Origin of the sequence: Micromonospora sp. NPDC000089 (assembly GCF_042899365.1) — a bacterium.
Classification (GTDB): Bacteria; Actinomycetota; Actinomycetes; order Mycobacteriales; family Micromonosporaceae; genus Micromonospora.
The window spans coordinates 107972-131871 of record NZ_JBIAZT010000010.1; the positions used below are offsets into that span (position 1 = coordinate 107972).

A 23900-nucleotide genomic window follows, 5' to 3' on the forward strand; every position below is an offset into this window, starting at 1 on the left:
CCCGCCGGGCCGCTCGGGAGGATCGGGAGCCCAGCAGACCACCGAGGAACCGCCCATGCGCAGGGAAAATGCCGTCCCCCGCTAGCACAGCCGGCGGCACCCGGCAAGGGTGGGGTGCGCCATCCGTTACCCCATCGCAACGCTCCCGTTGTCGACGGCCCGACCGCGACTTACCGTTGCGACTCGTTGCGCAGCGTCACCCAGCGCCGGGTCCGACCGCGCAGCGTGAGGAGATGAGGAGACCCCCATGCGTGTTCGCAGGCTCGCTGCCTGGACCGCTCTCCCGCTCGCGGTGACCCTGGGCCTGGCGGCCTGCGGCTCGGGCGGCAGCGGATCCGGCCAGAGCGACCCCAACGCGGCGGTGCGGATCGAGATCGCCGAGCCGCAGCACCTGGTGCCGACCAACACCAACGAGACAAGCGGTTCGCAGGTGCTCAGCGCCCTGTTCAGCCCGCTGGTTGACTACGACAAGGCGAACAAGCCGGTCGAGGTGGCGGCGGAGTCGGTGACGTCGTCGGACAACAAGGTCTGGACGATCAAGCTGAAGGACGGCTACACCTTCCACAACGGCGAGAAAGTCACCGCCCAGAACTACCTCGACGCCTGGAACTACGGCGCGTACGCCCCGAACGGCCAGAACTCCAGCTACTTCTTCGAGAAGATCGCCGGGTACGACGCGCTGCAGGGCGAGAAGCCGACCGCGAAGACGCTGTCCGGCCTCACGAAGGTCGACGACCTGACCTTCACCGTGACGCTGACCGAGCCGTACAGCGAGTTCAAGACGATGCTCGGCTACACGGCCTTCTACCCGCTGCCGAAGGCGGCCTTCTCCGCCCCGGGCGTCCTGGCGGAGGGGTACGAGCAGGCGCCGATCGGTCAGGGCCCGTTCAAGATCAAGGGCTCCTGGCAGCACGACGCCAAGGTCGAGGTGGAGCGGTACGACGCCTTACCGGGCGAGAAGCCGAAGGTCGCCGGCGTCGAGTTCCGGATCTACCAGCAGCCGACGGCCGCGTACGCGGACGTGCTCTCGGACAACCTCGACGTGATCAAGACGATCCCGACCGAGAACCTGTCCACCGCCGCCACCGACCTCGGTGACCGGTTCCAGCAGAGCCCGGCCTCGTCGCTGCAGGTGCTCTCCTTCCCGACGTTCCAGAAGGAGTTCAGCAACCCCGAGGTGCGCAAGGCCATCTCGATGGCGATCGACCGGGACGAGATCACGAAGTCGATCTTCAAGGGCTCGCAGCAGCCGGCGCGCTCCTTCGTCTCGCCGGTCGTGGCCGGCTACCGGGAGAACACCATCGGCGAGGCGGGCACGTTCGACCCGGCCAAGGCCAAGGCGATGTACCAGGCCGCGGGCGGCCCGGCGCGGATCGAGCTGTCGTACAACGGCGACGGCGGCCACAAGGACTGGATCGACGCGACCTGCAACCAGCTCAAGGCCAACCTGGGCGTGGAGTGCGTGGGCACCGCCGAGCCGAAGTTCGCGGACCTGCTGACCAAGCTCAAGGCGAAGCAGCCGGTCGGCCTGTTCCGGATGGGCTGGGTCATGGACTACCCGTCCATGGAGAACTACCTCGGCCCGCTGTACAGCACCAAGGGCTCGTCGAACTACTACGGCTACAGCAACCCCGAGTTCGACAAGCTGCTCGCCGAGGGCGCCAGCGCGCCCAACGAGGAAGCGGCGATCAAGAAGTACCAGGCGGCGGAGGACCTGCTGGCCAAGGACATGCCGGTGATCCCGCTGCGGTTCGGCCAGAACAACTTCGGCCACTCGACCAAGGTCAAGAACGTGGAGATGGATCTCTTCGACCGGGTCAACCTGCTGAAGATCGAGGCCGTCAAGTAACACCCCGGTACGACGGGTCGGGCCATCGGCGGACGGTGGCCCGACCCGCCTACCTATACGCCCCTTTTCAGAGAGACTGCCAAGTATGTTCCGCTTCATTCTGCGGCGTCTGCTCCAGATGGTCCTCGCCTTCTTCGGGACCACCCTGATCGTCTACGCGCTGATGTTCGCCGGCCAGGGCGACCCCATCCAGGCGCTCGCCGGCGAACGCCCGGTCACCGCGGCCCAGCGGGCATACCTCACGCAGAAGTACCACCTGGACGCCACCGGCGTCGGCGGCTTCTTCTACCGCTACTTCGACTACCTCAAGAACCTGCTCCGGGGGGACCTCGGCCAGTCGCTCACCGGCCGCTCGATCGGCGACATCCTGGCCGCCGCCTGGCCGGTGACGGTGAAGCTCGCGCTGATCGCGATGGCGGTGACCATCCTGGTCGGGGTGACCGCGGGCGTGCTCGCCGGCATCCGCCGGGCCAGTATCTTCGACAACTCGACGCTGGTGCTCACCCTGCTGGTGCTCGGCATCCCGACCATCGTGCTGGCCCCGCTGGCGCAGTACTTCCTGGGCGTGAAGTGGCAGCTCTTCCCGCCCACCGCCGGCGCCCAGCCGGACCTGTACGCGCTGCTGCTGCCCGGCATCGTGCTCGGCTCGCTGTCGCTGGCCACCGCGCTGCGGCTGACCCGTACCTCGGTCGCGGAGAACCTGCGCGCCGACTACGTCCGGACGGCCCGGTCGAAGGGGCTGGTCAGGCGGCGGATCGTCAGCGTGCACGTGCTGCGCAACTCGCTCATCCCGGTGGTCACCTTCCTCGGCGTCGAGCTGGGCAACCTGATGAGCGGCGCGATCATCACCGAGGGCGTGTTCAACATCCCCGGTGTCGGCTTCAACCTGTTCCGCGGCATCCGCACCGAGGACGGCCCACTGGTGGTGGGCATCGTCAGCGTGCTGGTCGTGGTCTACCTCGTCGCCAACCTGGTGGTGGACGTCCTGTACGCCGTACTCGACCCGAGGATCCGCTATGAGTGATTTTGAAACTGTGGCGGCGACGGAGAACCAGGCCGCGCGGCGGGGGGTGTCCGGCGAGCCCGGGGCGCCCAACCAGGTCGGGGTGCCGCAGAAGCCGCGCAGCCTGGCCGGCGACGCCTGGCGGGACCTGCGCCGCAAGCCGATCTTCTGGATCAGCCTGGTGCTGGTCCTGCTGGTCACCGCGATGGCCGCCGTGCCCTCGCTGTTCACCGCGAACGACCCGCGCGACTGCGTGCTCTCCCGCCAGCACGCCGGGCCGTCCGGCGGGGCCATCTTCGGGTACGACTTCCAGGGCTGCGACACGTATGCCCGGGCGGTCTACGGCGCCCGGGCCTCGCTGCTGGTCGGCGCCCTCTCCGCGCTGGTCACCGGGATCATCGCGCTGGTGGTCGGGATGCTGGCCGGGTACTTCGGTCGCTGGGTCGACGCGGTGCTGTCCCGGGTGATCGACATCGTGCTCGGCATCCCGCTGCTGCTGGCCGCGATCGTGCTGCTCAAGCGGGTCAGCACCAGCAGCGACAACGTCCGGCTCTTCGCGGTCATCTTCGTGCTGGCGGTGCTCGGCTGGACCACCGCGGCCCGGGTGGTCCGCTCCTCGGTGATCACCGCCAAGGAGCAGGACTACGTGGCCGCGGCCCGGATGCTCGGGGCCGGCAACGGCCGGATCATGTGGCGGCACATCCTGCCGAACGCGCTCGCCCCGGCGATCGTGGTGCTGACCATCGCGCTCGGCTCGTTCATCGCCGCAGAGGCCACGCTGAGCTTCCTCGGCATCGGCCTCAAGGCGCCGACCATCTCCTGGGGCATCGACATCGACGCCGGTCGGGTGCACATGCGCGAGTCGGCGACGCCGCTGGTCGTACCGTCCGCGTTCCTGGCGCTGACCGTGCTGGCCTTCATCATGCTCGGCGACGCGATCCGCGACGCCTTCGACCCGAAGCTGCGGTGACCCTCTCATGCGAGCGCGAGGAGTGAGCGAAGCGAGCCCCGCAGTCGCGAAGCGAAGGGAAGCACAGTGACCCAGTCCGCCGTCCAACCCACGCCGGCCTCCCCCACCCCGCCGGGCGGGCACCTGCTGGAGGTACGGGACCTGCACGTCGAGTTCCGCACCGGCGAGGGGGTGGCCAAGGTGATCAACGGGGTGTCGTACCACCTGGACGCCGGGGAGACCCTGGCGGTGCTCGGTGAATCCGGCTCCGGCAAGTCGGTGACCGCCCAGGCGATCATGGGCATCCTGGACACTCCCCCGGCGTACGTGCGCTCCGGCCAGATCCTCTACCAGGGCCGGGACCTGCTCACCCTGCCCGAGGAGCAGCGCCGGCAGGTGCGCGGCAAGGAGATCGCGATCATCTTCCAGGACGCGCTCTCGGCGTTGAACCCGGTCTTCCCGGTCGGCTGGCAGATCGGCGAGACGCTGCGTCGGCGGGAGGGGATGTCCCGCGCGGCCGCCCGCAACCGGGCGATCGAGCTGATGGACCTGGTGAAGATCCCCGCCGCGGCGCGCCGGATCGGCGACTACCCGCACCAGTTCTCCGGCGGCATGCGGCAGCGCGTCATGATCGCGATGGCGCTGGCGCTGGACCCGAAGGTGCTGATCGCCGACGAGCCGACCACCGCGCTGGACGTCACCGTGCAGGCCCAGATCATGGACCTGCTGGCCGACCTGCGCCGGGACCTGCACATGGCGATGATCCTGATCACCCACGACCTGGGCGTGGTGGCCGGCGTCGCGGACCGGATCGCGGTGATGTACGCCGGCCGGATCGTCGAGCACGCCGACGTCCGCTCGCTGTACCGGGCGCCGGCCCACCCGTACACCAAGGGGTTGCTGGAGTCGATTCCCCGCCTGGACGTGCGCGGCCAGGCGCTCTCCACGATCAAGGGGCTGCCGCCGAACCTGATGCGGATCCCCTCCGGCTGCCCGTTCCACCCCCGGTGCCCGTACGCGCAGCAGGTCTGCGTGGACGCGGTGCCGCACGACCTGGTCCTCGGCGACGGCCGGACCAGCGCGTGCCACTTCGCCCAGGAGGTCCGCGATGACAGCGCCCGCTAGCCCGACCAAGGTCCGCGGCGAGACCATCCTGTCGGTCGACAACCTGGTCAAGCACTTCCCGATCACCCAGGGGGTGGTCTTCCAGCGGCAGACCGGCGCCGTCCGGGCGGTCGACGGGGTCAGCTTCGAGCTGCGCCGCGGCGAGACCCTCGGCATCGTCGGCGAGTCCGGCTGCGGCAAGTCCACGCTGGCCCGGCTGCTGATGCGGCTGGAGACGCCGACCTCCGGCCGGGCCACCCTGAACGGCCGGGACCTGTTCCAGGCCAAGGGCGGTGAGCTGCGCCGGGTACGCCGCAACATGCAGATGGTCATGCAGGACCCGTACACCTCGTTGAACCCGCGGATGACCGTCGGCGACATCATCGGCGAGCCGTTTGAGATCCACCCGGACGCGGCGCCGAAGGGCAGCAAGACCAAGCGGGTGCAGGAGCTGCTGGACGTGGTCGGGCTCAACCCGGAGCACGTCAACCGCTACCCGCACCAGTTCTCCGGCGGGCAGCGGCAGCGCATCGGCATCGCCCGGGCGCTGGCCCTGCGCCCCGAGGTGATCGTCTGCGACGAGCCGGTCTCCGCGCTGGACGTCTCCATCCAGGCGCAGGTGATCAACCTGCTGGAGCAGCTCCAGGACGAGTTCGGGCTGTCGTACATCTTCATCGCGCACGACCTGTCGGTAGTCCGGCACATCTCCGACCGGGTCGCGGTGATGTACCTGGGGCGGATCGTGGAGATCGGCACCGAGGACGAGATCTACGAGCGGGCCACCCACCCGTACACCCAGGCCCTACTCTCGGCCGTGCCGGTCCCCGACCCGGAGGCCCGGGAGAACCGGAACATGATCCGGCTCACCGGAGACGTGCCGAGCCCGGCCGACCCGCCGAGCGGCTGCCACTTCCGCACCCGCTGCTGGAAGGCCCAGGAGATCTGCGCCCGCGAGGCCCCCCCCACCGTCCCCCGCCCCGCGGACCCCCACCCCTCCGCCTGCCACTTCGCCGACCTCCGTCCCCCCGTCTGACCCCCGCCGATCTAGGGCCGATCGTCGTCAGTGGATCTCCAACAACGACACTTGGCCCTAGATCGGCGAGAGCGGGGGGGCGGGGGGCGCCGGGGGGCGCTCCGGGGGCTAGTGGAAGAAGTGGCGGGTGCCGGTGAGGTACATCGTCACGCCGGCCTCCTTGCACGCGGCGATGGTCTCCTCGTCGCGGATCGAGCCGCCGGGCTGGACGATCGCCCGCACGCCGGCGTCGATGAGGATCTTCGGGCCGTCGGCGAACGGGAAGAACGCGTCCGACGCGCAGACCGAGCCGCGGGCCCGGTCGACGCCGGCCCGGTCGACCGCCAGTCGAGCCGAGTCGACCCGGTTGACCTGTCCCATCCCCACCCCGACGGTGGCGCCGTCGCGGGCCAGCAGGATCGCGTTGCTCTTCACCGCGCGCACCGCCCGCCAGGCGAACGCCAGGTCACGCAGGGTCGCCTCGTCGGCCGCCTCCCCGGTGGCCAGCCGCCAGTTGGCCGGGTTGTCGCCCTCGGCGTCGACCCTGTCCCGCAGCTGCACCAGCACGCCGCCGGTGACCTGCCGCCACTCGGCCGGCAGCGGCGCGTACGCGGGGGCGCGCAGCAGCCGGATGTTCTTCTTGGCCTGCAGGATCTCCGCCGCGCCCTGGTCGTAACCGGGGGCGACCACCACCTCGGTGAAGATCTCGGCCACCTGCTCGGCCAGCTCCACGGTCACCGGCCGGTTGACCGCGATCACCCCGCCGAACGCGGAGACCGGGTCGCAGGCGTGCGCCCTGCGGTGCGCGTCGGCCACGTCCGCGCCGACCGCGATCCCGCACGGGTTGGCGTGCTTGATGATCGCCACCGCCGGCTGGTCGGGGAAGTCGTTCGCCGCCCGCCAGGCCGCGTCCGCGTCCACGTAGTTGTTGTAGGACATCTCCTTGCCGTGCAGCTGCTCGGCCTGGGCCAGCCCGGCCGGGCTGGACGGGTCGAGGTAGACGGCCGCGTCCTGGTGCGGGTTTTCGCCGTAGCGCAGCACCGCCTGGCGGCGCAGCGTCAGCCCGGCGAACTCCGGCCACCACTCGTCGGCCGGGGCCAGCTCCTGGGCGCACCACTCGGCCACCGCCACGTCGTACTCGGCGATCACCGCGAACGCGCGGGCCGCGAGCACCTTGCGCTGCGCCAGCGTGAAGCCGCCGTCGCGCAGCGCCGCCAGCAGCATCGGGTACGCGGCCGGGTCGGTCACCACCGCCACCGAGGCGTGGTTCTTCGCGGCGGCCCGGACCATCGCCGGGCCACCGATGTCGATCTGCTCCACGCACTCGTCCTGGCTCGCGCCGGAGGCGACGGTGGCCTGGAACGGGTAGAGATTGGACACCAGCAGGTCGATGCCGGCGATGCCGTGCTCGTCAAGCTGGGCGGCGTGCGAGTCCTTGCGTAGGTCGGCCAGGAGCCCGCCGTGGATCTTCGGGTGCAGGGTCTTCACCCGGCCGTCGAGGATCTCCGGGAAACCGGTCACCTGCTCGACCGCGGTCACCGGCACGCCCGCGCCGGCGATCGTGGACGCGGTGCTGCCGGTCGAGACCAGCTCCACCCCGGCGTCGTGCAGGGCCCGGGCCAGCTCGACCAGCCCGGTCTTGTCGTAGACGCTGACCAGGGCCCGCCTGATCGGGCGGCGTTCGGTCTGGGGCTCGCTCACGGCACGGTGACCTTTCTTCCGGTGATCGTCCAACCGGCACGGACCAGCCGGCCGACCTGCTCGACGAGCTGGCGTCGCTCGGCTTCCTTGATGCGTTCGGTGAGCGTCTCCTCGTCGTCGTCGTCGCGCACCGGCACGGCGACCTGCGCGACGATCGGGCCGGTATCCATGCCGGCGTCGACGAAGAAGAGGGTGGCGCCGGTGACGCGTACCCCGTAGGCGAGGGCGTCACGCGGGCCGTGGATGCCGGGGAACGCCGGCAGCAGGCTGTTGTGCGTGTTCAGGTAGCGGTCGCCGAACGCGGCCAGGAACCGCGGCCCGACCAGCTTCAGGAAGCCGGCGGAGATGACCAGGTCCGGCCGGTGCCGGGCGACCTGGTCGGTGAGCGCCGCGTCCCACTCCTCGCGGGTCGGGTGGTCCTTCACCCGTGCCACGAAGGTCGGCACCCCGGCGGCCGCGGCCCGGTCAAGGCCGGCGATTCCGTCCCGGTCCGCGCCGACCGCGACCACCCGGGCACCGTACGCGGGGTCGGCGGCGGCGTCCAGGAGCGCCTGCAGGTTGCTGCCGGAGCCGGAGACCAGGACGACGAGGCGGGCGGCGGACGCGGGCTCGGTCACCGGGCAACCCTATCGGGCAGGTCGGGACGCCCGGTGGGCGGGCGGCGGCGATTCGGATGATCACGAAGATGGACCGGGCACGATACGCTGCCGGTCGCTCGGCGGCCGGCACGCCCGCCGCGGCGACCCTTCAGCCGAACACCGGCACGCCCCGACAGGGCGTGCGCCTGGACGAGGAGCGACACCCGATGCAGCCCGGTTACCCGAACGCCCCGCAGCCGCAGCCGATCAACAACAACATGACGATGTCCATCGTGGCCATCTTCTTCTTCTGGCCGCTGGCCATCCCGGCCATCATCAACGCCTCCAAGGTCAACCCGCTGATCCAGCAGGGCGACTACGCGGGTGCACAGGCCGCCGCGGCCGAGTCGAAGAAGTGGTCCAAGTGGGCGCTGATCATCGGCATCATCGGCTGGGTGATCTCCCTCGTGTGCTGCCTCGCGGGTGGCCTCGCCGGCATGATGAACTCGAACCCCAGCACCTACTGACGGATCACCGACGCTCAGGAGCATCGCCACATGCAGCCCGGACAACCCGGTCAGGACCCGTACGGCCAGCAGCCCGGCCCGGGGCAGCCCTACGGCCAGCCGCAGGATCCGTACGCCCCGCCGCCGGCACCGTACGGCCAGCAGCCGCCGTACGGGCAGCAGCCGCACGATCCGTACGGCCAGCCACCGCAGGAGCCCTACGGCCAGCAGCCCGGCTACGGCCAGCCGGGCTACGGGCAGCCTGGCCCGGGGCAGCAGCCCTACGGGCAGCCGGGCTACGGGCAGCCGACCTCCGGGCAGCCGTACCCGGGACAGCCCTACGGGCAGCAGCCGGGACAGCCCTACGGGCAGCAGCCGGCCGACCCGTACGGTCAGCAGCCGTACGGCGGGGCGTCCTACCCGGGGGCGGGTTACCCGGGGACGCCGGGCCAGCAGAACACCCTGGGCCTGGTCGCGATGATCCTCGGCATCGCGTCGATCCCGCTGGCCTGCTGCCAGCTGGGCATCCCGCTGGGCATCGCCGCGCTGGTCACCGGCTGGCTGGGCCGGCAGAAGGCGGCCCGCGGCGAGGCCGGCAACGCCGGGCAGGCGCAGACCGGCCTGATCTGCGGCGGAATCGGCCTGCTGCTCGGCATCCTGGTCGTCGTGGCGACCGTCGGGATGAACCTCAACCTGCCGGGAACCTGACCCGCGAGCACCGCACGAAGGGGCGTCCGGCGCGACCGGGCGCCCCTTCGCCGTTCCTGGCGACTCCGCCGCCCGCCCGCTCCCACCTACCCGCCCCGGCCACCGGGGTGCAGCAGCCCTTGATCGGATACGCCTCAGCGGCGCTCCGTCGGCGTGTCGTGCCGCTCAGCCGTAGACGATCATGGCCGGGGTCGGATCAACCACGGCGGGGGTCAGCTCCGGCGGGTCAGCCGCGGGCCGGGCCCGGGTCGGCCGGCGGGCGGGGGCGAGGAGGACGCGCCGCCCGGGCCGGGCCGGCGGTGGCCCGGGCCGCGGCGGCGCCGAGCAGCGCCCCGGTCATCACCACCGCGGTGGAGACCGCGCCGACCTGCCAGGGCACCGGGCCGATCTCGGCCAGCCGGCCGCCGCCGAGCGGGCCACCGGACGCCGCGGCGGCGAGACCGACGAGCAGGCCGACCACCGGGCCGGCGAGCGCGGCCGGCCCGAGCAGCGCCGGCCAGCCGGACTCGGCCCGCTCACCCGCCCCGGGGCGGGCGTGTTCCGGCGAGGTCGGGCGGGACAACCGCCGGGCGAGCAGCCAGCCGGCGGCCATCCCGGCCAGCACCGGCACCGCGAGCAGCGCGGCGCCGAACCCGTCGACCGGGCCGCTGGGCAGGCCGGCGAGCAGCGGTACGGCCGGCAGGGCGCCGACGGAGACCTCGCTGGTGCGTACCGCCGTGCCGGTGCCGACGGCGAACCCCGGCCCGAGCAGGTAGGCGGTCGACCAGACCGTGGCGTTGGGCGCGTAGGCCAGGCTGACCAGGGTGACGCCGGCCTGCCCGGCGACCCCGGTGCGGTAGGCGCCGATCATGTCGGCGGCGTCCCCGCCCCCGGTCGCCACGGCCAGCCCGGCGGCCCCGGCACCGGCGCCGAGCAGCAGCAGAGCGGCGACCAGGCCGGTGCGGACGCCGTCGCGCAGCACCACCGGCGCCCGGGCGGCGAGCAGGCCGGCCACGCCGGTGGTCCGCGCCGCCCCGACCAGCGCCGCCAGCGCGCCGAAGACCGCGCAGGTGAGCCCGGCACGGATCGGCGAGACCCGCAGGCCACCGGTGCCGGCGAGCAGCGCGGCCAGGGCGCCGATCAGCGCGTACGCGATGCCGACCGCGCCCGCGACGGTCAGCGCCTGCCGCGGCGAGCGCCCGCCGCGGGCGCCGATCGCCCGGCTGGCGTGCACGCCGGCCCGGGCCAGCCGCCACAGCGCCAGACCGGACAGGGCCAGCGGCACCAGCCCCAGCGGGCCGGCGGAGGTCCGCAACGGCACTCCGTGGCCGAGCAGCCAGCCGGCCAGGCCGGCGCGCAGCGCGCCGGCCACCGACGCCGAGTCCTCGCTGAACTGCGCCAGCCCGAGCACCACGGCCACCGGCAGGTACGACGTGAGCGCGGCCCAGCCGGCGGCGACAGCGGCGGCCACCGCGAGCGGCGCCCGGGACGGCTCGGGCCGGCGGGGCGGGGGCACCCGGGGACCCGGCGCGGCACGGCCGGGCGGCCGTGCGTCGGCGCGGACGCCGGCGGGACGGCGGGGCTGATCAGGGGTGACCGGGGACATCGCGTCTACTCTGGCACGCCGGGCGGGCGGTGGCTGTCCGCCGGTGCGGCGTGGCACCGGCGAGTTCCGTGATCCACCGACCCGCGGACCCGGATCCGGTTTAGCCTCGGCCCAGGGCGTGACCTCCGTCGCGGCCCCGAGAGCTGGGAGAACGTCGTGAACGCTCCGTACCCGCCACCTCCGCCGCCGCCCGCGGCGGGCCGTGACCGCACCACGCTGTGGGGCGTGCTCGGCATCGTCCTCGGCCTGATCTGCTGCGGCATCCTGGGCATCGTCTTCGGCTACCTGTCGATCCGGGACGCCAAGCGGTACGGCAAGTCACCGGTGCTCGGCTACCTGGCCATCGCCTTCGGCGTGATCAACATCATCGGCACCGCGATCTGGCGGGCCAGCGGCACGTACCCGCTCTGGAACAACAACTGAGGGGACCGACCGTCTCCGGTCGGCCCCCTCAGCAGGTCTGATCAGCGGCGGACAGTGCCGCTCTCCGACCGCTCAGCGGCCGACAGTGCCGCTCCCCGACCGCTCAGCGGCCGGACATGATCTCGCGCATCAGCTTGGCGGTCTCGGTCGGGGTCTTGCCGACCTTGACGCCGACGGCCTCGAGCGCCTCCTTCTTGGCGTCGGCGGTGCCCGCCGAGCCGGAGATGATGGCGCCCGCGTGCCCCATGGTCTTGCCGGGGGGCGCGGTGAAGCCGGCGATGTAGCCGACCACCGGCTTGGTGACGTTGGCCTTGATGAACTCGGCGGCCCGCTCCTCGGCGTCGCCGCCGATCTCACCGATCATCACGATGGCATCGGTCTCCGGGTCGGCCTCGAACGCGGCGAGGGCGTCGATGTGCGTGGTCCCGATGATCGGGTCACCGCCGATGCCCACGCAGGTCGAGAAGCCGATGTCCCGCAGCTCGTACATCATCTGGTAGGTCAGCGTGCCGCTCTTGCTGACCAGGCCGATCCGGCCGGAGCCGGTGATGTCGGCCGGGATGATGCCGGCGTTCGAGGCGCCCGGCGAGGCGATGCCGGGGCAGTTCGGCCCGATGATCCGGGTCTGCTCGCCCTTGGCCACGTTGTACGCCCAGAACGACGCGGTGTCGTGCACCGGCACGCCCTCGGTGATCACCACGGCCAGCGCGATGCCGGCGTCGATCGCCTCGACCACGGCGGCCTTGGTGAACTGCGGCGGCACGAAGATGACCGTGACGTCCGCCCCGGTCTCCTTCATCGCGTCCGCGACGGAGGCGAAGACGGGCAGCTCGGTGCCGTCGAAGTCGACGCTGGTGCCGGCCTTGCGCGGGTTCACGCCGCCGACCACGTTCGTGCCCGCGGCGAGCATCCGTCGGGTGTGCTTCGAACCCTCGGAACCGGTCATCCCCTGCACGATGACCTTGGAGTCCTTGGTCAGCCAGATAGCCATTGTCTACACCCCCGCAGCTGCCAGCTCGGCGGCCCGCTCGGCCGCGCCGTCCATGGTGTCGACCCGCTGGATCAGCGGGTTGTTCGCGCCGTCGAGGATCGCCCGGCCGGCCTCCGCGTTGTTGCCGTCCAGGCGGACGACGAGCGGCTTGGTGGCCTTCTCGCCGCGCTGCTCGAGCAGCGCCAGCGCCTGCACGATGCCGTTGGCGACCGCGTCGCAGGCGGTGATGCCGCCGAAGACGTTCACGAAGACGCTCTTCACCGACGGGTCGGAGAGCACGATCTCCAGGCCGTTCGCCATCACCTCGGCGCTCGCGCCGCCGCCGATGTCGAGGAAGTTGGCCGGCTTGACGTTGCCGTGCCGCTCGCCCGCGTACGCGACCACGTCGAGGGTGGACATGACCAGACCCGCGCCGTTGCCGATGATGCCGACCTCGCCGTCGAGCTTGACGTAGTTGAGGTCCTTGGCCTTGGCGGCCTGCTCCAGCGGGTCCACCGAGGCCTGGTCGACCAGACCCTCGTGGTCCGGGTGCCGGAAGCCGGCGTTCTCGTCCAGGGTGATCTTGGCGTCGAGCAGCAGCAGCTCGCCCTCGCCGGTCTTCGCCAGCGGGTTCACCTCGACCAGCGTGGCGTCCTCGGCCACGAAGGCCTTCCACAGCCCGACCGCCACGTCGACCACCTGGTCGGCGACCTCGGCCGGGAAGCGGGCCGCGGTGACGATCTCGCGGGCCTTCGCCTCATCCACGCCCTTGACGGCGTCGATCGGGGCCTTGACCACCTTGTCGGGGGTCTCCGCGGCGACCTGCTCGATGTCCATGCCGCCGGCGACGCTGGCGATGCAGAGGAAGGTGCGGTTCGCCCGGTCGAGCAGGTACGAGAAGTAGTACTCCTCGGCCACGTCCGCGGTCACGGTGATCATGACCTTGTGGACGGTGTGACCCTTGATGTCCATGCCGAGGATGTCGGTGGCGCGGGCCACCGCCTCATCCGGGCCCTCGGCCAGCTTGACGCCGCCGGCCTTACCGCGGCCACCGACCTTCACCTGCGCCTTGACGACCACCCGACCGCCGAGGCGTTCGGCGATCGCGCGGGCCTCCTCCGGGGTAGTGGCGACGCCGCCGGCCAGCACGGGCAAGCCGTGCCGCTCGAACAGGTCCCGCCCCTGGTACTCGTACAGGTCCACGATTGCGCGTCCCGTCCCGTCTCCGCGGCGCGCCGTCGCGCCGCCACCAGCGTTGTGGAAACTCTCTTGACGCCTGTCATCAGTTGAAACAGGCCGTTGGCCGCAGCCTAGCGACGTGCGTACCGGCGGCAACCGAGCGGGTGCGTCGTGTGCGGTAATGCACAGCGCGCCGGGGCCGACTCGCCGGTGGTACGCGCCGGTCCACAGGTTGTCCCGCGACCGGCGTAACCCCGCCGTGGGGGCGTCGTTGAGTCTGATGTCGGAGCGCTGATTCAGCGCGAGGACGGGAGCGGCCGATGCCCTGTCGGTCGAGGGGTGGCGGCGGGGCATCGTGCATAGAGGGGCCGGGCGTGTGAGGGGTGCGTCCGGCCCTTCCCCCCTGCCCGGATTCGGTTGCGGGTGAGCCCGTTCAGCCGGCAGCCCCGCCCCGTGCAGCGCCGGCGGCGCAGCCCTGAGCCCGACCGTCAGGCGACGGCCTGGGCGACGTTCGCCCGCACCCACTCCACGATCGACTGGGTGGTCGCGCCCGGAGTGAAGATCGTGGCCACACCGAGCTGCTTCAGCTCGGGGATGTCGGCCTCGGGGATGATGCCGCCGCCGAACACCACGATGTCCCGGGCGTCCCGCTCACCGAGCAGCTCCAGCACCCGGCGGAAGAGCGTCATGTGCGCCCCGGAGAGCACGGAGAGGCCGACCGCGTCGGCGTCCTCCTGGATGGCGGTCTCCACGATCTGCTCCGGGGTCTGGTGCAGCCCGGTGTAGATGACCTCCATGCCCGCGTCGCGGAGGGCGCGCGCGACCACCTTGGCACCCCGGTCGTGACCGTCGAGGCCAGGCTTGGCGACGACGACCCGGATACGAGAGCTCATCAGCACACCTTCCACCGGTCACGGGCGACTTCCCACCTGAACGAACGGTAACCCGACCGGGTGGGTGCCGGAAATCCACCCCGCACCCCTACCGTTCCGGCCGACCCCGAGAAAGTCGGACACCTCCGCCGAACGGTCACCGTCCGCGACGAATGGGCAGTACAGGGGACGTCCGTCCGGGGTGCTGAGCTATGACAATGGCGGACGGAAAGGGACAGAAAGCACCACCAGTTCGGCGCTTCAGCTTGTGACCGGGCCGGACCTTGGCTACCGTGTCCACGGTTGTCATCAGGTCCACCGACGGGTGACGACGCGGCCAGCCGAGCCCGACCGGGCAAGGCCGACCGCATCGGATCCCCGACAACGGAGGGTGTGCGTGCGCCAGCGCCTGTCGTCTGAGCCCGATAGATATCGCGGCCGTCGCCGCGTACCCACCCCCCCGCGCAGCCGGTACGCGGCGGTCGTCACGACCGCGTTCGTCGGCGCCGGCGTCGTCGCGCTCGGCGCGGGCGCCCTCCCCGACGCCAAGAGCGTCAGCCCGTCGGTGCTCGACGAGCTCAAGCAGGCCTCGGTCACCAGCCAGGACGCGGCGGCCCGTGCCGACGACGCCGGCCGCGCGACGCGTGCCAACGACCGCTCCGCGGCCGCCGAGTCCACCGAGCAGGACCCGTACCTGCTCCCCCTGCAGGGGTACGACTTCAAGTCCCCGTACGGCATGCGCTGGGGCAAGCTGCACAGCGGCATCGACCTGGTCGCGCCGGAGGGCACCCCGTACGTCGCCATCCACGCGGGCATCGTCACCAAGGCCGGCTGGTTCGGCGGGTACGGCTACGCGGTGATCGTCCAGCACGCCGACGGCAGCGAGGCCATCTACGGCCACTCCTCCTCGGTCAGCGTGCAGGAGGGTCAGCAGGTCAAGGCCGGCGACCAGCTCGGCCTGGTGGGCAACACCGGCCACTCGTACGGTTCGCACCTGCACCTGGAGATCCATGTCAAGGGGCAGCCGCTGGACCCGGTGCCCTGGCTGCAGGACCGCGGAGTGGACATCAAGCTGCAAGTCGAGGCATATTACAGCGAAGCAGCGGGTTCCTGACCCTGCGTAACGCCCGTTGACCGCCCGGATCGATCGATCCGGGCGGTTTCTCGTATCGCGGGGTCTGCTGCGTCACAGCCCAAACTGTGAGCGGTGCCACCTCGCACGGCGGCGACGAGCCGGACACCGCGCACCGGAGCGGGACACACCTCCACGCCCGCGCGGGCAGCGGCCGGACGGACGTCGACACCCGTACCCGTCGACCAGCACTTCCACACCCAGGATGGTTCGGTCTCCCGTCCCCTGAAGTGTGTGAAGGTCCGCCGTGCAGAACGACAGCTCCTCCTGGAACGACCCCACCCCGGACGCCCCGGCCCGGCACCGCCGGCGGCTGCCCCGGCGCGGACGCGCCCTCGTCGTCGGTGCGGTCGCGCTGGTCGGCCTCGGCCTCGCCGGCGCCTCGGTGGTCGCCCTCGACCGCCACGACGCCCCGGGCACCACCGCCGTCGCGCTGGACGCCGAGGCCCGCGCCGGGGCGGCCGCCCGCGCCGACCGCTCCGCCCGCGAGACGCCCAGCCCGTCGGCGACCCCCAGCCCGAGCACCGCCGGCCCCACGGCGAGCCCGACGCCCACCGCGACCCGCAAGGCCACGCCAACGAAGAAGGCCACCCCGACCCGCAAGGCGAGCCCGAAGCCCGCCCCGAAGAAGACGGCCAAGCCGCAGCCCGCCTGGGTGATCCCGATGAAGGGCGCCGAGATCACCTCCTGCTACGGGCAGCGCTGGGGCACCCTGCACGCCGGCATCGACTTCGCGATGCCCGCCGGCACCCCGATCCACGCCGCGGCGGCCGGCACCGTGGTCAAGGCCGGCGACGCCGGCGACGGGTACGGCAACTCGGTCTTCATCGACCACGGCAACGGCTACCTCACCCACTACGCCCACCAGAGCAGCCTGAAGGTCTCTGTGGGCGAGAAGGTCGCCGCCGGCGAGGTGATCGGCTACGAGGGCGCCACCGGTGACGCCACCGGCCCGCACCTGCACTTCGAGGTGCACCAGGGACAGATGTGGAACCAGATCGACCCGGCGCCGTTCCTGCGCGCCCGGGGCATCGACGTGGCCTGCTGACTCACCCGCACGTGCCCGAAGGGCCCGGTCCGGCGGTTCGCCGGGCCGGGCCCTCGTCGCTGAACTCAGAGCTTGTCGATCGGTGCGTGCCGCAGTACCAGCCACATGGTCTGGTCGCCGAAGTCGATCTGCGCCCGGGCGCCCGGGCCGTGCCCCTCGACCGCGACCACCCGACCCAGGCCGTACCGCTGGTGGTTGACCCGGTCCCCGGCCGACACCTTGGGGCCCTGCGGCAGCTCGCTGGCGGTGGCCAGCCGGCTGCCGTCCACGCCGAGCCGCTTGGCCAGCTGCGCCGCCTTGGGCGTACCCCCGGTGAAGCCGGAGCGCCCGCCGGGCGCGCGGTCCGCGCGGCCGCCGACGCCGCCGCCCCCGCCGGCCCACGAGGTGTACGACCCCTCGGTGCGCTCCCAGCGCACCAGCTCGGGCGGAAGCTCCTCCAGGAAGCGCGACGGCGGGTTGTAGGCGGGCTGCCCCCAGGCCGAGCGGGTGACCGCCCGGGACAGGTAGAGCCGCTGCCGGGCCCGGGTGATGCCCACGTACGCCAGCCGGCGCTCCTCCTCCAGCTCCCGGGTGTCGCCCAGCGAGCGCAGGTGCGGGAAGACGCCGTCCTCCAGGCCGGTCAGGAAGACCACCGGGAACTCCAGGCCCTTGGCGGTGTGCAGGGTCATCAGGGTGACCACGCCCTGATGGGGCGCGGCGTCGTCTGCCTCGGCACCGTCAGGTGACGAGCCGGGCTGCGCAGGGATCTGGTCGGCGTCGGCGACCAGCGCCACCTGCTCCAGGAAGCCGGCCAGGGTGGCCCGCTCCCCCTCGGCGCCCAGCGCCTCGACCCGCTCGGTGTACTCCCGGGCGACGCTGACCAGCTCCTGGAGGTTGTCCACCCGGCCGGCATCCTGCGGGTCGAGGCTCTCCTCCAGCTCGGTGAGGTAGCCCGAGCGGGTCAGCAACGCCTCCAGGACCTCCTCCGGGGTGCCGGTCTCGGCCAGCTCGCGGGCGCCGTCGAGCAGCGCGACGAAGTCGGCGATGCCGTTGGCGGCCCGGGTGGAGATGCCCGGCGCGTCCTTCGCCCGGCGCAGCGCCGCGCCGAAGGAGATCCGATCCCGGCTGGAGAGCGCCTCGACGCAGGCCTCCGCCCGGTCGCCGATGCCCCGGCGTGGGGTGTTCATGATCCGGCGCAGGCTGACCGTGTCGTCGTCGTTGACCACCGCGCGCAGGTAGGCCAGCGCGTCGCGGACCTCCTTGCGCTCGTAGAAGCGCACCCCGCCGACCACCTTGTACGGCAGGCCGACCCGGATGAAGACCTCCTCGAAGACCCGGGACTGGGCGTTGGTGCGGTAGAAGACCGCCACGTCGCCCGGGCGGGTGTCGCCCTCGTCGACCAGCCGGTCGATCTCCCGGCCCACCCAGTCCGCCTCGGCGTGCTCGGTGTCGGCGACGTACCCGACGATCTGCTCGCCGTGGCCGGCGTCGCTCCACAGCCGCTTGGGCTTGCGGGAGGTGTTCCGGTCGATCACCGCGTTGGCCGCGTTGAGGATGGTCTGGGTGGAGCGGTAGTTCTGCTCCAGCAGGATCGTCCGGGCGTCGGTGAAGTCCCGCTCGAACTCCAGGATGTTGCGGATCGTCGCGCCGCGAAACGCGTAGATCGACTGGTCGGCGTCGCCGACCACGCAGAGCTCGGCGGGCTCGATCCCCTCGGTGCCGGCGACCAGCTCCTTGATCAGGGTGTACTGGGCGTGGTTGGTGTCCTGGTACTCGTCCACCAGGACGTGCCGGAACCGGCGGCGGTAGCTCTCCGCCACGTGCGGGTGCGACTGGAGCAGGTGCACCGTCGTCATGATCAGGTCGTCGAAGTCCAGCGCGTGCGCCTCGCGCAGCCGCCGCTGGTAGAGCGTGTACGCCTCGGCGAGCGCCCGCTCGTTCGGCCCCTTCGCGCCGGCGGCGAAGGTCTCCGGGTCGGTCAGCTCGTTCTTCAGGTTGGAGACCTGGGCGGCCAGCCCCCGGGCCGGGTAGCGCTTCGGGTCGAGGTCGAGCTCGCGGGCGACCAGCTGCATCAGCCGGCGGGAGTCGTCCGCGTCGTAGATCGAGAAGGTGGACTTCAGCCCGGCGTGCTCGTGCTCGGCACGCAGGATGCGCACGCAGGCTGAGTGGAAGGTGGAGACCCACATCAGCCGGGCGCGCGGGCCGACCAGGTGGGCGACCCGCTCCTTCATCTCACCGGCGGCCTTGTTGGTGAAGGTGATCGCGATGATCTCGCCCGGGTGGACGTCCCGCGCGGCGAGCAGGTAGGCGATCCGGTGGGTGAGCACCCGGGTCTTGCCGGAGCCGGCACCGGCCACGATCAGCAGCGGTGAACCGGAGTGGGTCACCGCGTCGCGCTGGGGGCCGTTGAGGCCCTCGACGAGCTGCTGCGGGTCGAGCCGGCGGTGCCCGCCGGGCCCGCGCGGCGGGGTGCGGGCCGGCTCGGGCGCGGGCGGGGACGCGGGGATGTCGAAGAGAGGATGCATCGCACGGCGAGTCTATGCCGCCGGTCGGACACTTCCCCCGTCCGCACGCCCGGGCCACCATCGGTCGCGGCCCGCGGCGGTACGACACGTGCCGTGTCCCACCCGTCGGCCGGAATCCTTGCGCGCCCCCGCCGCCGGTCGGCATACTCGACCACGTGATCGCAGCGCGCTTCTACTTTTACTACGGCACCGGGAGTCCGGCAGCCGTGGGTCGCGCCTGATCGACAGACCTACGAAACGCCCCGGGCTCTCGGAGCCCGGGGCGTTTTCGTCCCGGGATCCGGGCACCGGGCCCGAACCCCGAGGGGTACGACGATGATGACAGACGTGGTGGAGTCCAGCGGCGGCCCCGCTCCCGACGACAGCGGCGACACCCGCCCGGGCGGGACGCGCACCGGCACCGAGGACACGGTGGCGGCCGAGCGAATCGTGGCGATCCGCGAGCGGATCGACGAGATCGATCGCACCATGATCGCGCTCTGGCAGGAGCGGGCCGCGCTGTCCCAGCAGGTCGGGGCGACCCGGATGGCCTCCGGCGGCACCCGGCTGGTGCTGTCCCGGGAGCGGGAGATCCTGGAGCGGTTCCGGCAGGCGCTGGGCGCCGACGGCACCCAGCTCGCCCTGCTGCTGCTGCGCGCCGGCCGGGGGCCGCTGTAGGCCCGGCGCGGTCGACCAGGCCTGGAAAAGCGAGAACCGCCTGCCGGCGTCGGGTGACACCGGCAGGCGGTTCGGGAACGATCACGCGGTGGGGACGATCTCCCGCTTCTCGGCGAAGTGGCAGGCGCTCGGGTGGTCCGAGCCCGACCGGATCTCCAGCAGCGGCACCTGCTCGGCGCAGACGTCCTGCGCCTTCCAGCAGCGGGTCCGGAACCGGCAGCCCGAGGGCGGGCTCACCGGCGAGGGGACGTCACCGGTGAGCCGGATGATCGCCTTGTTGTCCCGCAGCGTCGGATCCGGCACCGGCACCGCCGACAGCAGCGCCTGGGTGTACGGGTGGGTCGGCCGCTCGTAGATCTCGTCCTCGGTGCCGATCTCCACGATCTTGCCGAGGTACATCACCGCGACCCGGTCGGAGAGGTGCCGCACCACCGACAGGTCGTGCGCGATGAACACGTACGACAGGCCCAGGTCCGTCTGGAGGCTCTCCAGCAGGTTCATCACCTGGGCCTGGATCGACACGTCCAGGGCCGAGACCGGCTCGTCGCAGATGATGATCTCCGGCCGCAGGGCGAGTGCCCGGGCGATGCCGATGCGCTGCCGCTGACCGCCGGAGAACTGGTGCGGGTAGCGGTTGAGGTGCTCCGGGTTGAGGCCGACCAGGTCGAGCAGCTCCCGGACCTTGGCCCGGCGGCTGCCCTTCGGCGCCACCTCCGGGTGGATCTCGAACGGCTCGCCGATCAGGTCACCGACCGTCATTCGCGGGTTGAGCGAGGTGTACGGGTCCTGCATGACCAGCTGGATCTGCCGGCGCAGCCGGCGCAGCGCGCCACCGGAGAGCTTGGAGATGTCCTGGCCCTTGTAGTGCACGCTGCCGGCGGTCGGCTTCTCCAGGTTCATCAGGACCCGGCTCAGCGTCGACTTGCCACAGCCCGACTCGCCCACCACGCCCAGCGTCTCGCCGGCCTTCAGCTCGAGCGAGACACCGTCCACGGCCTTGACCTGGCCGATGGTCTTCTTGAACACGATCCCCTGGGTGACGGGGTAGTGCTTGACCAGGTCACGGACCTCAAGGATGTTCTCAGTCACGGTTCACCAGCTCCTCGGCGAAGTGGCAGGCGCTGGCCCGGCTGGCGCCGATCTGCAGCAGCGGCGGCCGCTGCTCACGGCACACCGGCTGCGCCATCGGGCAGCGCGGGTTGAACGGGCAGCCCGGCGGGATGTTCATCAGGTTCGGCGGGAGACCCTTGATGGTCCGCAGCTGCTGACCCTTCTCGTCCAGCCGCGGGATCGACTCGAGCAGGCCGAGCGTGTACGGGTGCGCCGGCTTGGCGTACAGGTCGTACACGTTGGCTTCCTCGACGATCCGGCCCGCGTACATGACCGCGATCCGGTCCGCGACGTCGGCGACCACGCCGAGGTCGTGGGTGATCAGGATCATGCCCATCCGCCGCTCCCGCTGGAGCTCACCGAGCAGGTCCATGATCTGGGCCTGGACGGTCACGTCGAGCGCGGTGGTCGGCTCGTCCGCGATCAGCACCTCGGGGTCGAGCGCCAGCGACATCGCGATCATCGCGCGCTGGCGCATGCCGCCGGAGAACTGGTGCGGGTAGTTGCTGTACCGACCGGCGGCGTTCGGGATCTTGACCTGGTCGAGCATCTCGATCGCGCGCTTCTTGGCGTCCGCGCGGCTCATGCCGCGCCGGATCCGGAACTGCTCGGCGATCTGGAACCCGACGGTGAAGACCGGGTTCAGCGCGGAGAGCGAGTCCTGGAAGATCATCGCGATGCCCTCGCCGCGGATGCGACGGCGCTCCTCGTTGGACATGGTGAGCATGTCCTTGCCGTGGAACCGCACCTGACCGCCGGTGATGTGCCCAGGCGGCATGTCCAGGATGCCCATGACGGTCTGCGCCGTGACGCTCTTGCCGGAGCCGGACTCGCCGAGCACGGCGAGGGTCTCCCCCGCGTCGACGTGGTACGTGACGCCGTTGATGACCTTGGCGACGCCGTCCCGGGTACGGAACTCGACCCGCAGGTCTTCGACCTCGAGCAGCCGGCCGCTCGGGCGGCCGGGTCCGTCGGCGCCGGGAGCGGACTGCTCGGAAACGAGAATGTCGGACAACTCAGTTCCCCTATCGGAGCTTCGGGTCGAGGGCCTCGCGGACGGCCTCACCGAGCATGACGAAGCTCAGCACGGCGGTGACGAGGAACGCGGCGGGGAAGAAGAGCAGGTAGGGCGCGACTCGGATGTAGTTCTGCGCCTCACTGATCATGATGCCCCAGGACACGACCGGGCTCTTCAGGCCGACACCCAGGAAGGAGAGCGTGGCCTCGGCGCCGATGAAGGAGCCGACCAGGATCGTGCCGTACACCAGCAGCGGAGCCAGGCAGTTCGGCAGCAGGTGCTTGAGGATGATCCGTCCGGTTCCCGCGCCCAGCGCCCGGGCCGCCATGATGTAGTCGGCCTCCTTGGTGGACAGCACCGAGGAGCGCATCAGCCGCATCACGACCGGCCAGCTCAGCACCACCAGCGAGGCGATCACCAGGCCCATGATCTTCCACTTGCTGTTGCTCGTGCCGGACCCGTTGAACGTGGTCAGGATGACGATCGCACCGAGCACGAACGGCAGGCCGAAGAACACGTCGGCGATCCGGGACAGCAGCGAGTCCACCCAGCCACCGCGGTAGCCGGAGATGATGCCCATCATGCCGCCGAACAACAGCGTGCCGGCCACCGAGAGCAGCGCGACCACGATCGAGGCGCGGGCGCCGTAGATCGTCCTGGCGTAGACGTCCCGGCCCTGCAGGTCATAGCCGAACCAGGCGTTCGACGACGGCTTGCCCAGGCTGTTGGTCAGGCTACCGTTCACCGCGTCGCCGGAGGTGAACAGCGACGGGACGGCCGCCATCACCACGAACAGCAGGATGAAGAAGGCGGAGATCCAGAACAGCGGCTTGCGGCGCAGGTCGCGCCAGGCGTCGCCGAGCAGGCCGCGGGGCTTCTCGCCGGCGGCGGGCAGCCCGGCACCGGCCGGGGTCGCGGTCTCGCGTGGCTCCTCGGGGCGGGGGGTGCTGACGGTGGAGGCGGTGGAGGGGTCACTCATAGCGGATCCTCGGGTCCAGGGCGGCGTAGAGCAGGTCGACCAGCAGGTTCATCAGCAGGTAGACCAGCACCAGCACCACCACGATGGAGACAACGGTAGCGCTCTCCTTGGTGACGATCGACCGGTAGACCTGCCGGCCGATGCCGTTGATGCCGAAGATGCCCTCGGTGACGATCGCACCGCCCATCAGGGCGCCGAGGTCGGTGCCGAGCAGGGTGACCACCGGGATCAGCGAGTTGCGCAGCAGGTGCACCCCGACCACCCGGCGCATCGGCAGACCCTTGGCGATCGCGGTACGCACGTAGTCGGCCCGCCGGTTCTCGGCGATGCTGGTGCGCGCCACCCGGGCGATGTACGCCGTCGATGCGCTGCCCAGCACGAAGCCGGGGACGATCAGCTCGGAGAGCCGCATCTCGCTGGAGACGGTCGGCTTGACGATGCCCCACTGCACGCCGAGCAGCCACTGCAGCACGAAGCCGACCACGAAGACCGGCAGCGCGATCAGGAACAGCGTGGAGACCAGCACCAGGTTGTCCAGGAAGCCGTTGCGGCGCAGGCCGGTCAGCACACCGGCGGTGAGGCCGATGACGGCCTCGATGATCAGCGCCACCAAGGCGAGCTTCAGCGTGTTGGGGTACGCCGTGGCGATGATGTCGTTGATCGACCGACCGTTGTACGTCTGCCCGAAGTCCCCCTGGAAGAGGTTCTGCATGTAGATCGCGTACTGGACGAAGACGTTCTCGTCGAGGTGGTACTTGGCAGTCAGGAAGTCGATGTAGGCGGGCGGACAGGCACGCTCACCACACTTGCCGGCGAACGGGTCGCCCGGCACCGACCAGACCAGCCAGTAGATCAGGAACGTGGTGCCGATGAAGACCGGCACGAGTTGGAGCAGCCGTCTCACGAGATAACGGCCCATGGGGTGGTCCTCCTGACAGGGGGCGCGTCGGACGGCCGACACGGTGGTGACGATGTGCGAGGCGGATGTTTGTAACACCCGCTCGCGGAACTGC

Annotated in this window: 22 protein-coding genes; 11 read left to right on the forward strand and 11 right to left on the reverse strand. The window is 71.4% G+C overall.

Annotation, left to right across the window (positions count from 1 at the left end; all coding sequences use genetic code 11):
* Positions 1-247: 247 nt before the first annotated feature.
* From ACFY3U_RS19500 to ACFY3U_RS19520, 5 genes are all read left to right on the forward strand, one after another.
* Entirely contained in the window at positions 248-1849 is a 1602-nt protein-coding gene (locus ACFY3U_RS19500) for an ABC transporter substrate-binding protein (protein WP_387203332.1), read from the forward strand.
* 85 nt (positions 1850-1934) lie between these two features.
* Positions 1935-2873: an ABC transporter permease gene (locus tag ACFY3U_RS19505; protein WP_387203335.1), complete on the forward strand. Its 939-nt coding sequence runs from the start codon at positions 1935-1937 to the stop codon at positions 2871-2873.
* Positions 2866-3822, forward strand: coding sequence for an ABC transporter permease (locus ACFY3U_RS19510; protein ID WP_387203338.1), 957 nt, complete (start codon positions 2866-2868; stop codon positions 3820-3822). The genes ACFY3U_RS19505 and ACFY3U_RS19510 overlap by 8 nt, the downstream gene beginning before the upstream one ends.
* Positions 3823-3888: 66 nt before the next feature.
* Positions 3889-4926, forward strand: coding sequence for an ABC transporter ATP-binding protein (locus tag ACFY3U_RS19515; RefSeq protein WP_387203341.1), 1038 nt, complete (start codon positions 3889-3891; stop codon positions 4924-4926).
* Entirely contained in the window at positions 4910-5938 is a 1029-nt protein-coding gene (locus ACFY3U_RS19520; RefSeq protein ID WP_387203344.1) for an ABC transporter ATP-binding protein, read from the forward strand. The genes ACFY3U_RS19515 and ACFY3U_RS19520 overlap by 17 nt, the downstream gene beginning before the upstream one ends.
* Positions 5939-6046: 108 nt before the next feature.
* Here ACFY3U_RS19520 and purH read toward each other — a convergent pair whose 3' ends face one another.
* Together purH and purN are read right to left on the reverse strand one after the other, a co-directional pair.
* Positions 6047-7618 carry a bifunctional phosphoribosylaminoimidazolecarboxamide formyltransferase/IMP cyclohydrolase gene (purH, locus tag ACFY3U_RS19525; protein WP_387203347.1) on the reverse strand — a complete coding sequence of 524 codons (1572 nt, stop codon included), beginning with the start codon at positions 7616-7618 and terminating at the stop codon, positions 6047-6049.
* Complete coding sequence (gene purN / locus ACFY3U_RS19530) at positions 7615-8235, reverse strand: phosphoribosylglycinamide formyltransferase (RefSeq protein ID WP_387203350.1); 621 nt, start codon at positions 8233-8235, stop codon at positions 7615-7617. Before purN ends, purH begins: the two co-directional genes overlap by 4 nt.
* 68 nt (positions 8236-8303) lie before the next feature.
* On the opposite strand from purN, the gene ACFY3U_RS19535 reads away from it, so the two are divergent.
* Entirely contained in the window at positions 8304-8723 is a 420-nt protein-coding gene (locus ACFY3U_RS19535) for a CD225/dispanin family protein (protein WP_387203353.1), read from the forward strand.
* A gap of 30 nt (positions 8724-8753) precedes the next feature.
* On the forward strand, positions 8754-9410 hold the full coding sequence (locus ACFY3U_RS19540; protein ID WP_387203356.1) for a DUF4190 domain-containing protein: 657 nt from the start codon (positions 8754-8756) through the stop codon (positions 9408-9410).
* A 226-nt stretch (positions 9411-9636) separates the two neighbouring features.
* On the opposite strand, the gene ACFY3U_RS19545 is transcribed toward ACFY3U_RS19540, so the two are convergent.
* Entirely contained in the window at positions 9637-10995 is a 1359-nt protein-coding gene (locus tag ACFY3U_RS19545; RefSeq protein ID WP_387203359.1) for a DUF6350 family protein, read from the reverse strand.
* Positions 10996-11151: 156 nt separating this feature from the next.
* On the opposite strand from ACFY3U_RS19545, the gene ACFY3U_RS19550 reads away from it, so the two are divergent.
* Positions 11152-11418 carry a DUF4190 domain-containing protein gene (locus tag ACFY3U_RS19550; RefSeq protein ID WP_387203361.1) on the forward strand — a complete coding sequence of 89 codons (267 nt, stop codon included), beginning with the start codon at positions 11152-11154 and terminating at the stop codon, positions 11416-11418.
* A gap of 103 nt (positions 11419-11521) precedes the next feature.
* Here ACFY3U_RS19550 and sucD read toward each other — a convergent pair whose 3' ends face one another.
* From sucD to ACFY3U_RS19565, 3 genes are all read right to left on the reverse strand, one after another.
* Entirely contained in the window at positions 11522-12409 is an 888-nt protein-coding gene (gene sucD / locus ACFY3U_RS19555) for a succinate--CoA ligase subunit alpha (RefSeq protein WP_387203364.1), read from the reverse strand.
* Positions 12410-12412: 3 nt separating this feature from the next.
* Positions 12413-13591 (reverse strand): ADP-forming succinate--CoA ligase subunit beta, encoded by a 1179-nt coding sequence (gene sucC / locus ACFY3U_RS19560; RefSeq protein ID WP_387203367.1) that lies wholly within the window; start codon positions 13589-13591, stop codon positions 12413-12415.
* A gap of 464 nt (positions 13592-14055) precedes the next feature.
* The gene (locus ACFY3U_RS19565) at positions 14056-14460 is read right to left on the reverse strand and encodes a cobalamin B12-binding domain-containing protein (RefSeq protein ID WP_387203370.1); all 405 of its coding nucleotides are present in this window, start codon (positions 14458-14460) and stop codon (positions 14056-14058) included.
* 376 nt (positions 14461-14836) lie between these two features.
* Here ACFY3U_RS19565 and ACFY3U_RS19570 point away from each other — a divergent pair, with 376 nt between their 5' ends.
* Positions 14837-15553 carry a M23 family metallopeptidase gene (locus ACFY3U_RS19570; RefSeq protein WP_387203373.1) on the forward strand — a complete coding sequence of 239 codons (717 nt, stop codon included), beginning with the start codon at positions 14837-14839 and terminating at the stop codon, positions 15551-15553.
* Between the two features lie 265 nt (positions 15554-15818).
* A complete protein-coding gene (locus ACFY3U_RS19575) occupies positions 15819-16619 on the forward strand; it encodes a M23 family metallopeptidase (protein ID WP_387203376.1) in 801 nt (266 codons plus the stop codon).
* Positions 16620-16684: 65 nt separating this feature from the next.
* Here the strand turns inward: ACFY3U_RS19575 and pcrA are convergent, their stop codons facing one another.
* Positions 16685-19123, reverse strand: a complete 2439-nt coding sequence (gene pcrA, locus ACFY3U_RS19580; protein WP_387203379.1) for a DNA helicase PcrA — start codon at positions 19121-19123, stop codon at positions 16685-16687.
* A gap of 315 nt (positions 19124-19438) precedes the next feature.
* Here pcrA and ACFY3U_RS19585 point away from each other — a divergent pair, with 315 nt between their 5' ends.
* Complete coding sequence (locus ACFY3U_RS19585; protein WP_387203382.1) at positions 19439-19780, forward strand: chorismate mutase; 342 nt, start codon at positions 19439-19441, stop codon at positions 19778-19780.
* An 81-nt stretch (positions 19781-19861) separates the two neighbouring features.
* On the opposite strand, the gene ACFY3U_RS19590 is transcribed toward ACFY3U_RS19585, so the two are convergent.
* From ACFY3U_RS19590 to ACFY3U_RS19605, 4 genes are read right to left on the reverse strand one after another with little or no spacing between them, the layout of a single operon-like run.
* Positions 19862-20869, reverse strand: coding sequence for an ABC transporter ATP-binding protein (locus tag ACFY3U_RS19590; protein ID WP_387203385.1), 1008 nt, complete (start codon positions 20867-20869; stop codon positions 19862-19864).
* Positions 20862-21896: an ABC transporter ATP-binding protein gene (locus tag ACFY3U_RS19595; RefSeq protein ID WP_387203670.1), complete on the reverse strand. Its 1035-nt coding sequence runs from the start codon at positions 21894-21896 to the stop codon at positions 20862-20864. Before ACFY3U_RS19595 ends, ACFY3U_RS19590 begins: the two co-directional genes overlap by 8 nt.
* A gap of 19 nt (positions 21897-21915) precedes the next feature.
* Positions 21916-22887, reverse strand: coding sequence for an ABC transporter permease (locus ACFY3U_RS19600; protein WP_387203388.1), 972 nt, complete (start codon positions 22885-22887; stop codon positions 21916-21918).
* Positions 22880-23806, reverse strand: a complete 927-nt coding sequence (locus tag ACFY3U_RS19605) for an ABC transporter permease (RefSeq protein WP_387203391.1) — start codon at positions 23804-23806, stop codon at positions 22880-22882. The genes ACFY3U_RS19600 and ACFY3U_RS19605 overlap by 8 nt, the downstream gene beginning before the upstream one ends.
* Positions 23807-23900: the final 94 nt, after the last annotated feature.

Excerpts from the sequence above, each read along its gene's own strand:
- ACFY3U_RS19600 (WP_387203388.1), bottom strand. The coding sequence starts at position 22,887 with ATGAGTGACCCCTCCACCGCCTCCACCGTCAGCACCCCCCGCCCCGAG.
- ACFY3U_RS19510 (WP_387203338.1), top strand. The coding sequence starts at position 2,866 with ATGAGTGATTTTGAAACTGTGGCGGCGACGGAGAACCAGGCCGCGCGG.
- ACFY3U_RS19505 (WP_387203335.1), top strand. The coding sequence starts at position 1,935 with ATGTTCCGCTTCATTCTGCGGCGTCTGCTCCAGATGGTCCTCGCCTTC.
- sucD (WP_387203364.1), bottom strand. The coding sequence starts at position 12,409 with ATGGCTATCTGGCTGACCAAGGACTCCAAGGTCATCGTGCAGGGGATG.
- pcrA (WP_387203379.1), bottom strand. The coding sequence starts at position 19,123 with ATGCATCCTCTCTTCGACATCCCCGCGTCCCCGCCCGCGCCCGAGCCG.
- ACFY3U_RS19605 (WP_387203391.1), bottom strand. The coding sequence starts at position 23,806 with ATGGGCCGTTATCTCGTGAGACGGCTGCTCCAACTCGTGCCGGTCTTC.
- ACFY3U_RS19545 (WP_387203359.1), bottom strand. The coding sequence starts at position 10,995 with ATGTCCCCGGTCACCCCTGATCAGCCCCGCCGTCCCGCCGGCGTCCGC.
- ACFY3U_RS19500 (WP_387203332.1), top strand. The coding sequence starts at position 248 with ATGCGTGTTCGCAGGCTCGCTGCCTGGACCGCTCTCCCGCTCGCGGTG.
- ACFY3U_RS19520 (WP_387203344.1), top strand. The coding sequence starts at position 4,910 with ATGACAGCGCCCGCTAGCCCGACCAAGGTCCGCGGCGAGACCATCCTG.
- ACFY3U_RS19585 (WP_387203382.1), top strand. The coding sequence starts at position 19,439 with ATGATGACAGACGTGGTGGAGTCCAGCGGCGGCCCCGCTCCCGACGAC.
- ACFY3U_RS19535 (WP_387203353.1), top strand. The coding sequence starts at position 8,304 with ATGGACCGGGCACGATACGCTGCCGGTCGCTCGGCGGCCGGCACGCCC.
- ACFY3U_RS19565 (WP_387203370.1), bottom strand. The coding sequence starts at position 14,460 with ATGAGCTCTCGTATCCGGGTCGTCGTCGCCAAGCCTGGCCTCGACGGT.
- ACFY3U_RS19540 (WP_387203356.1), top strand. The coding sequence starts at position 8,754 with ATGCAGCCCGGACAACCCGGTCAGGACCCGTACGGCCAGCAGCCCGGC.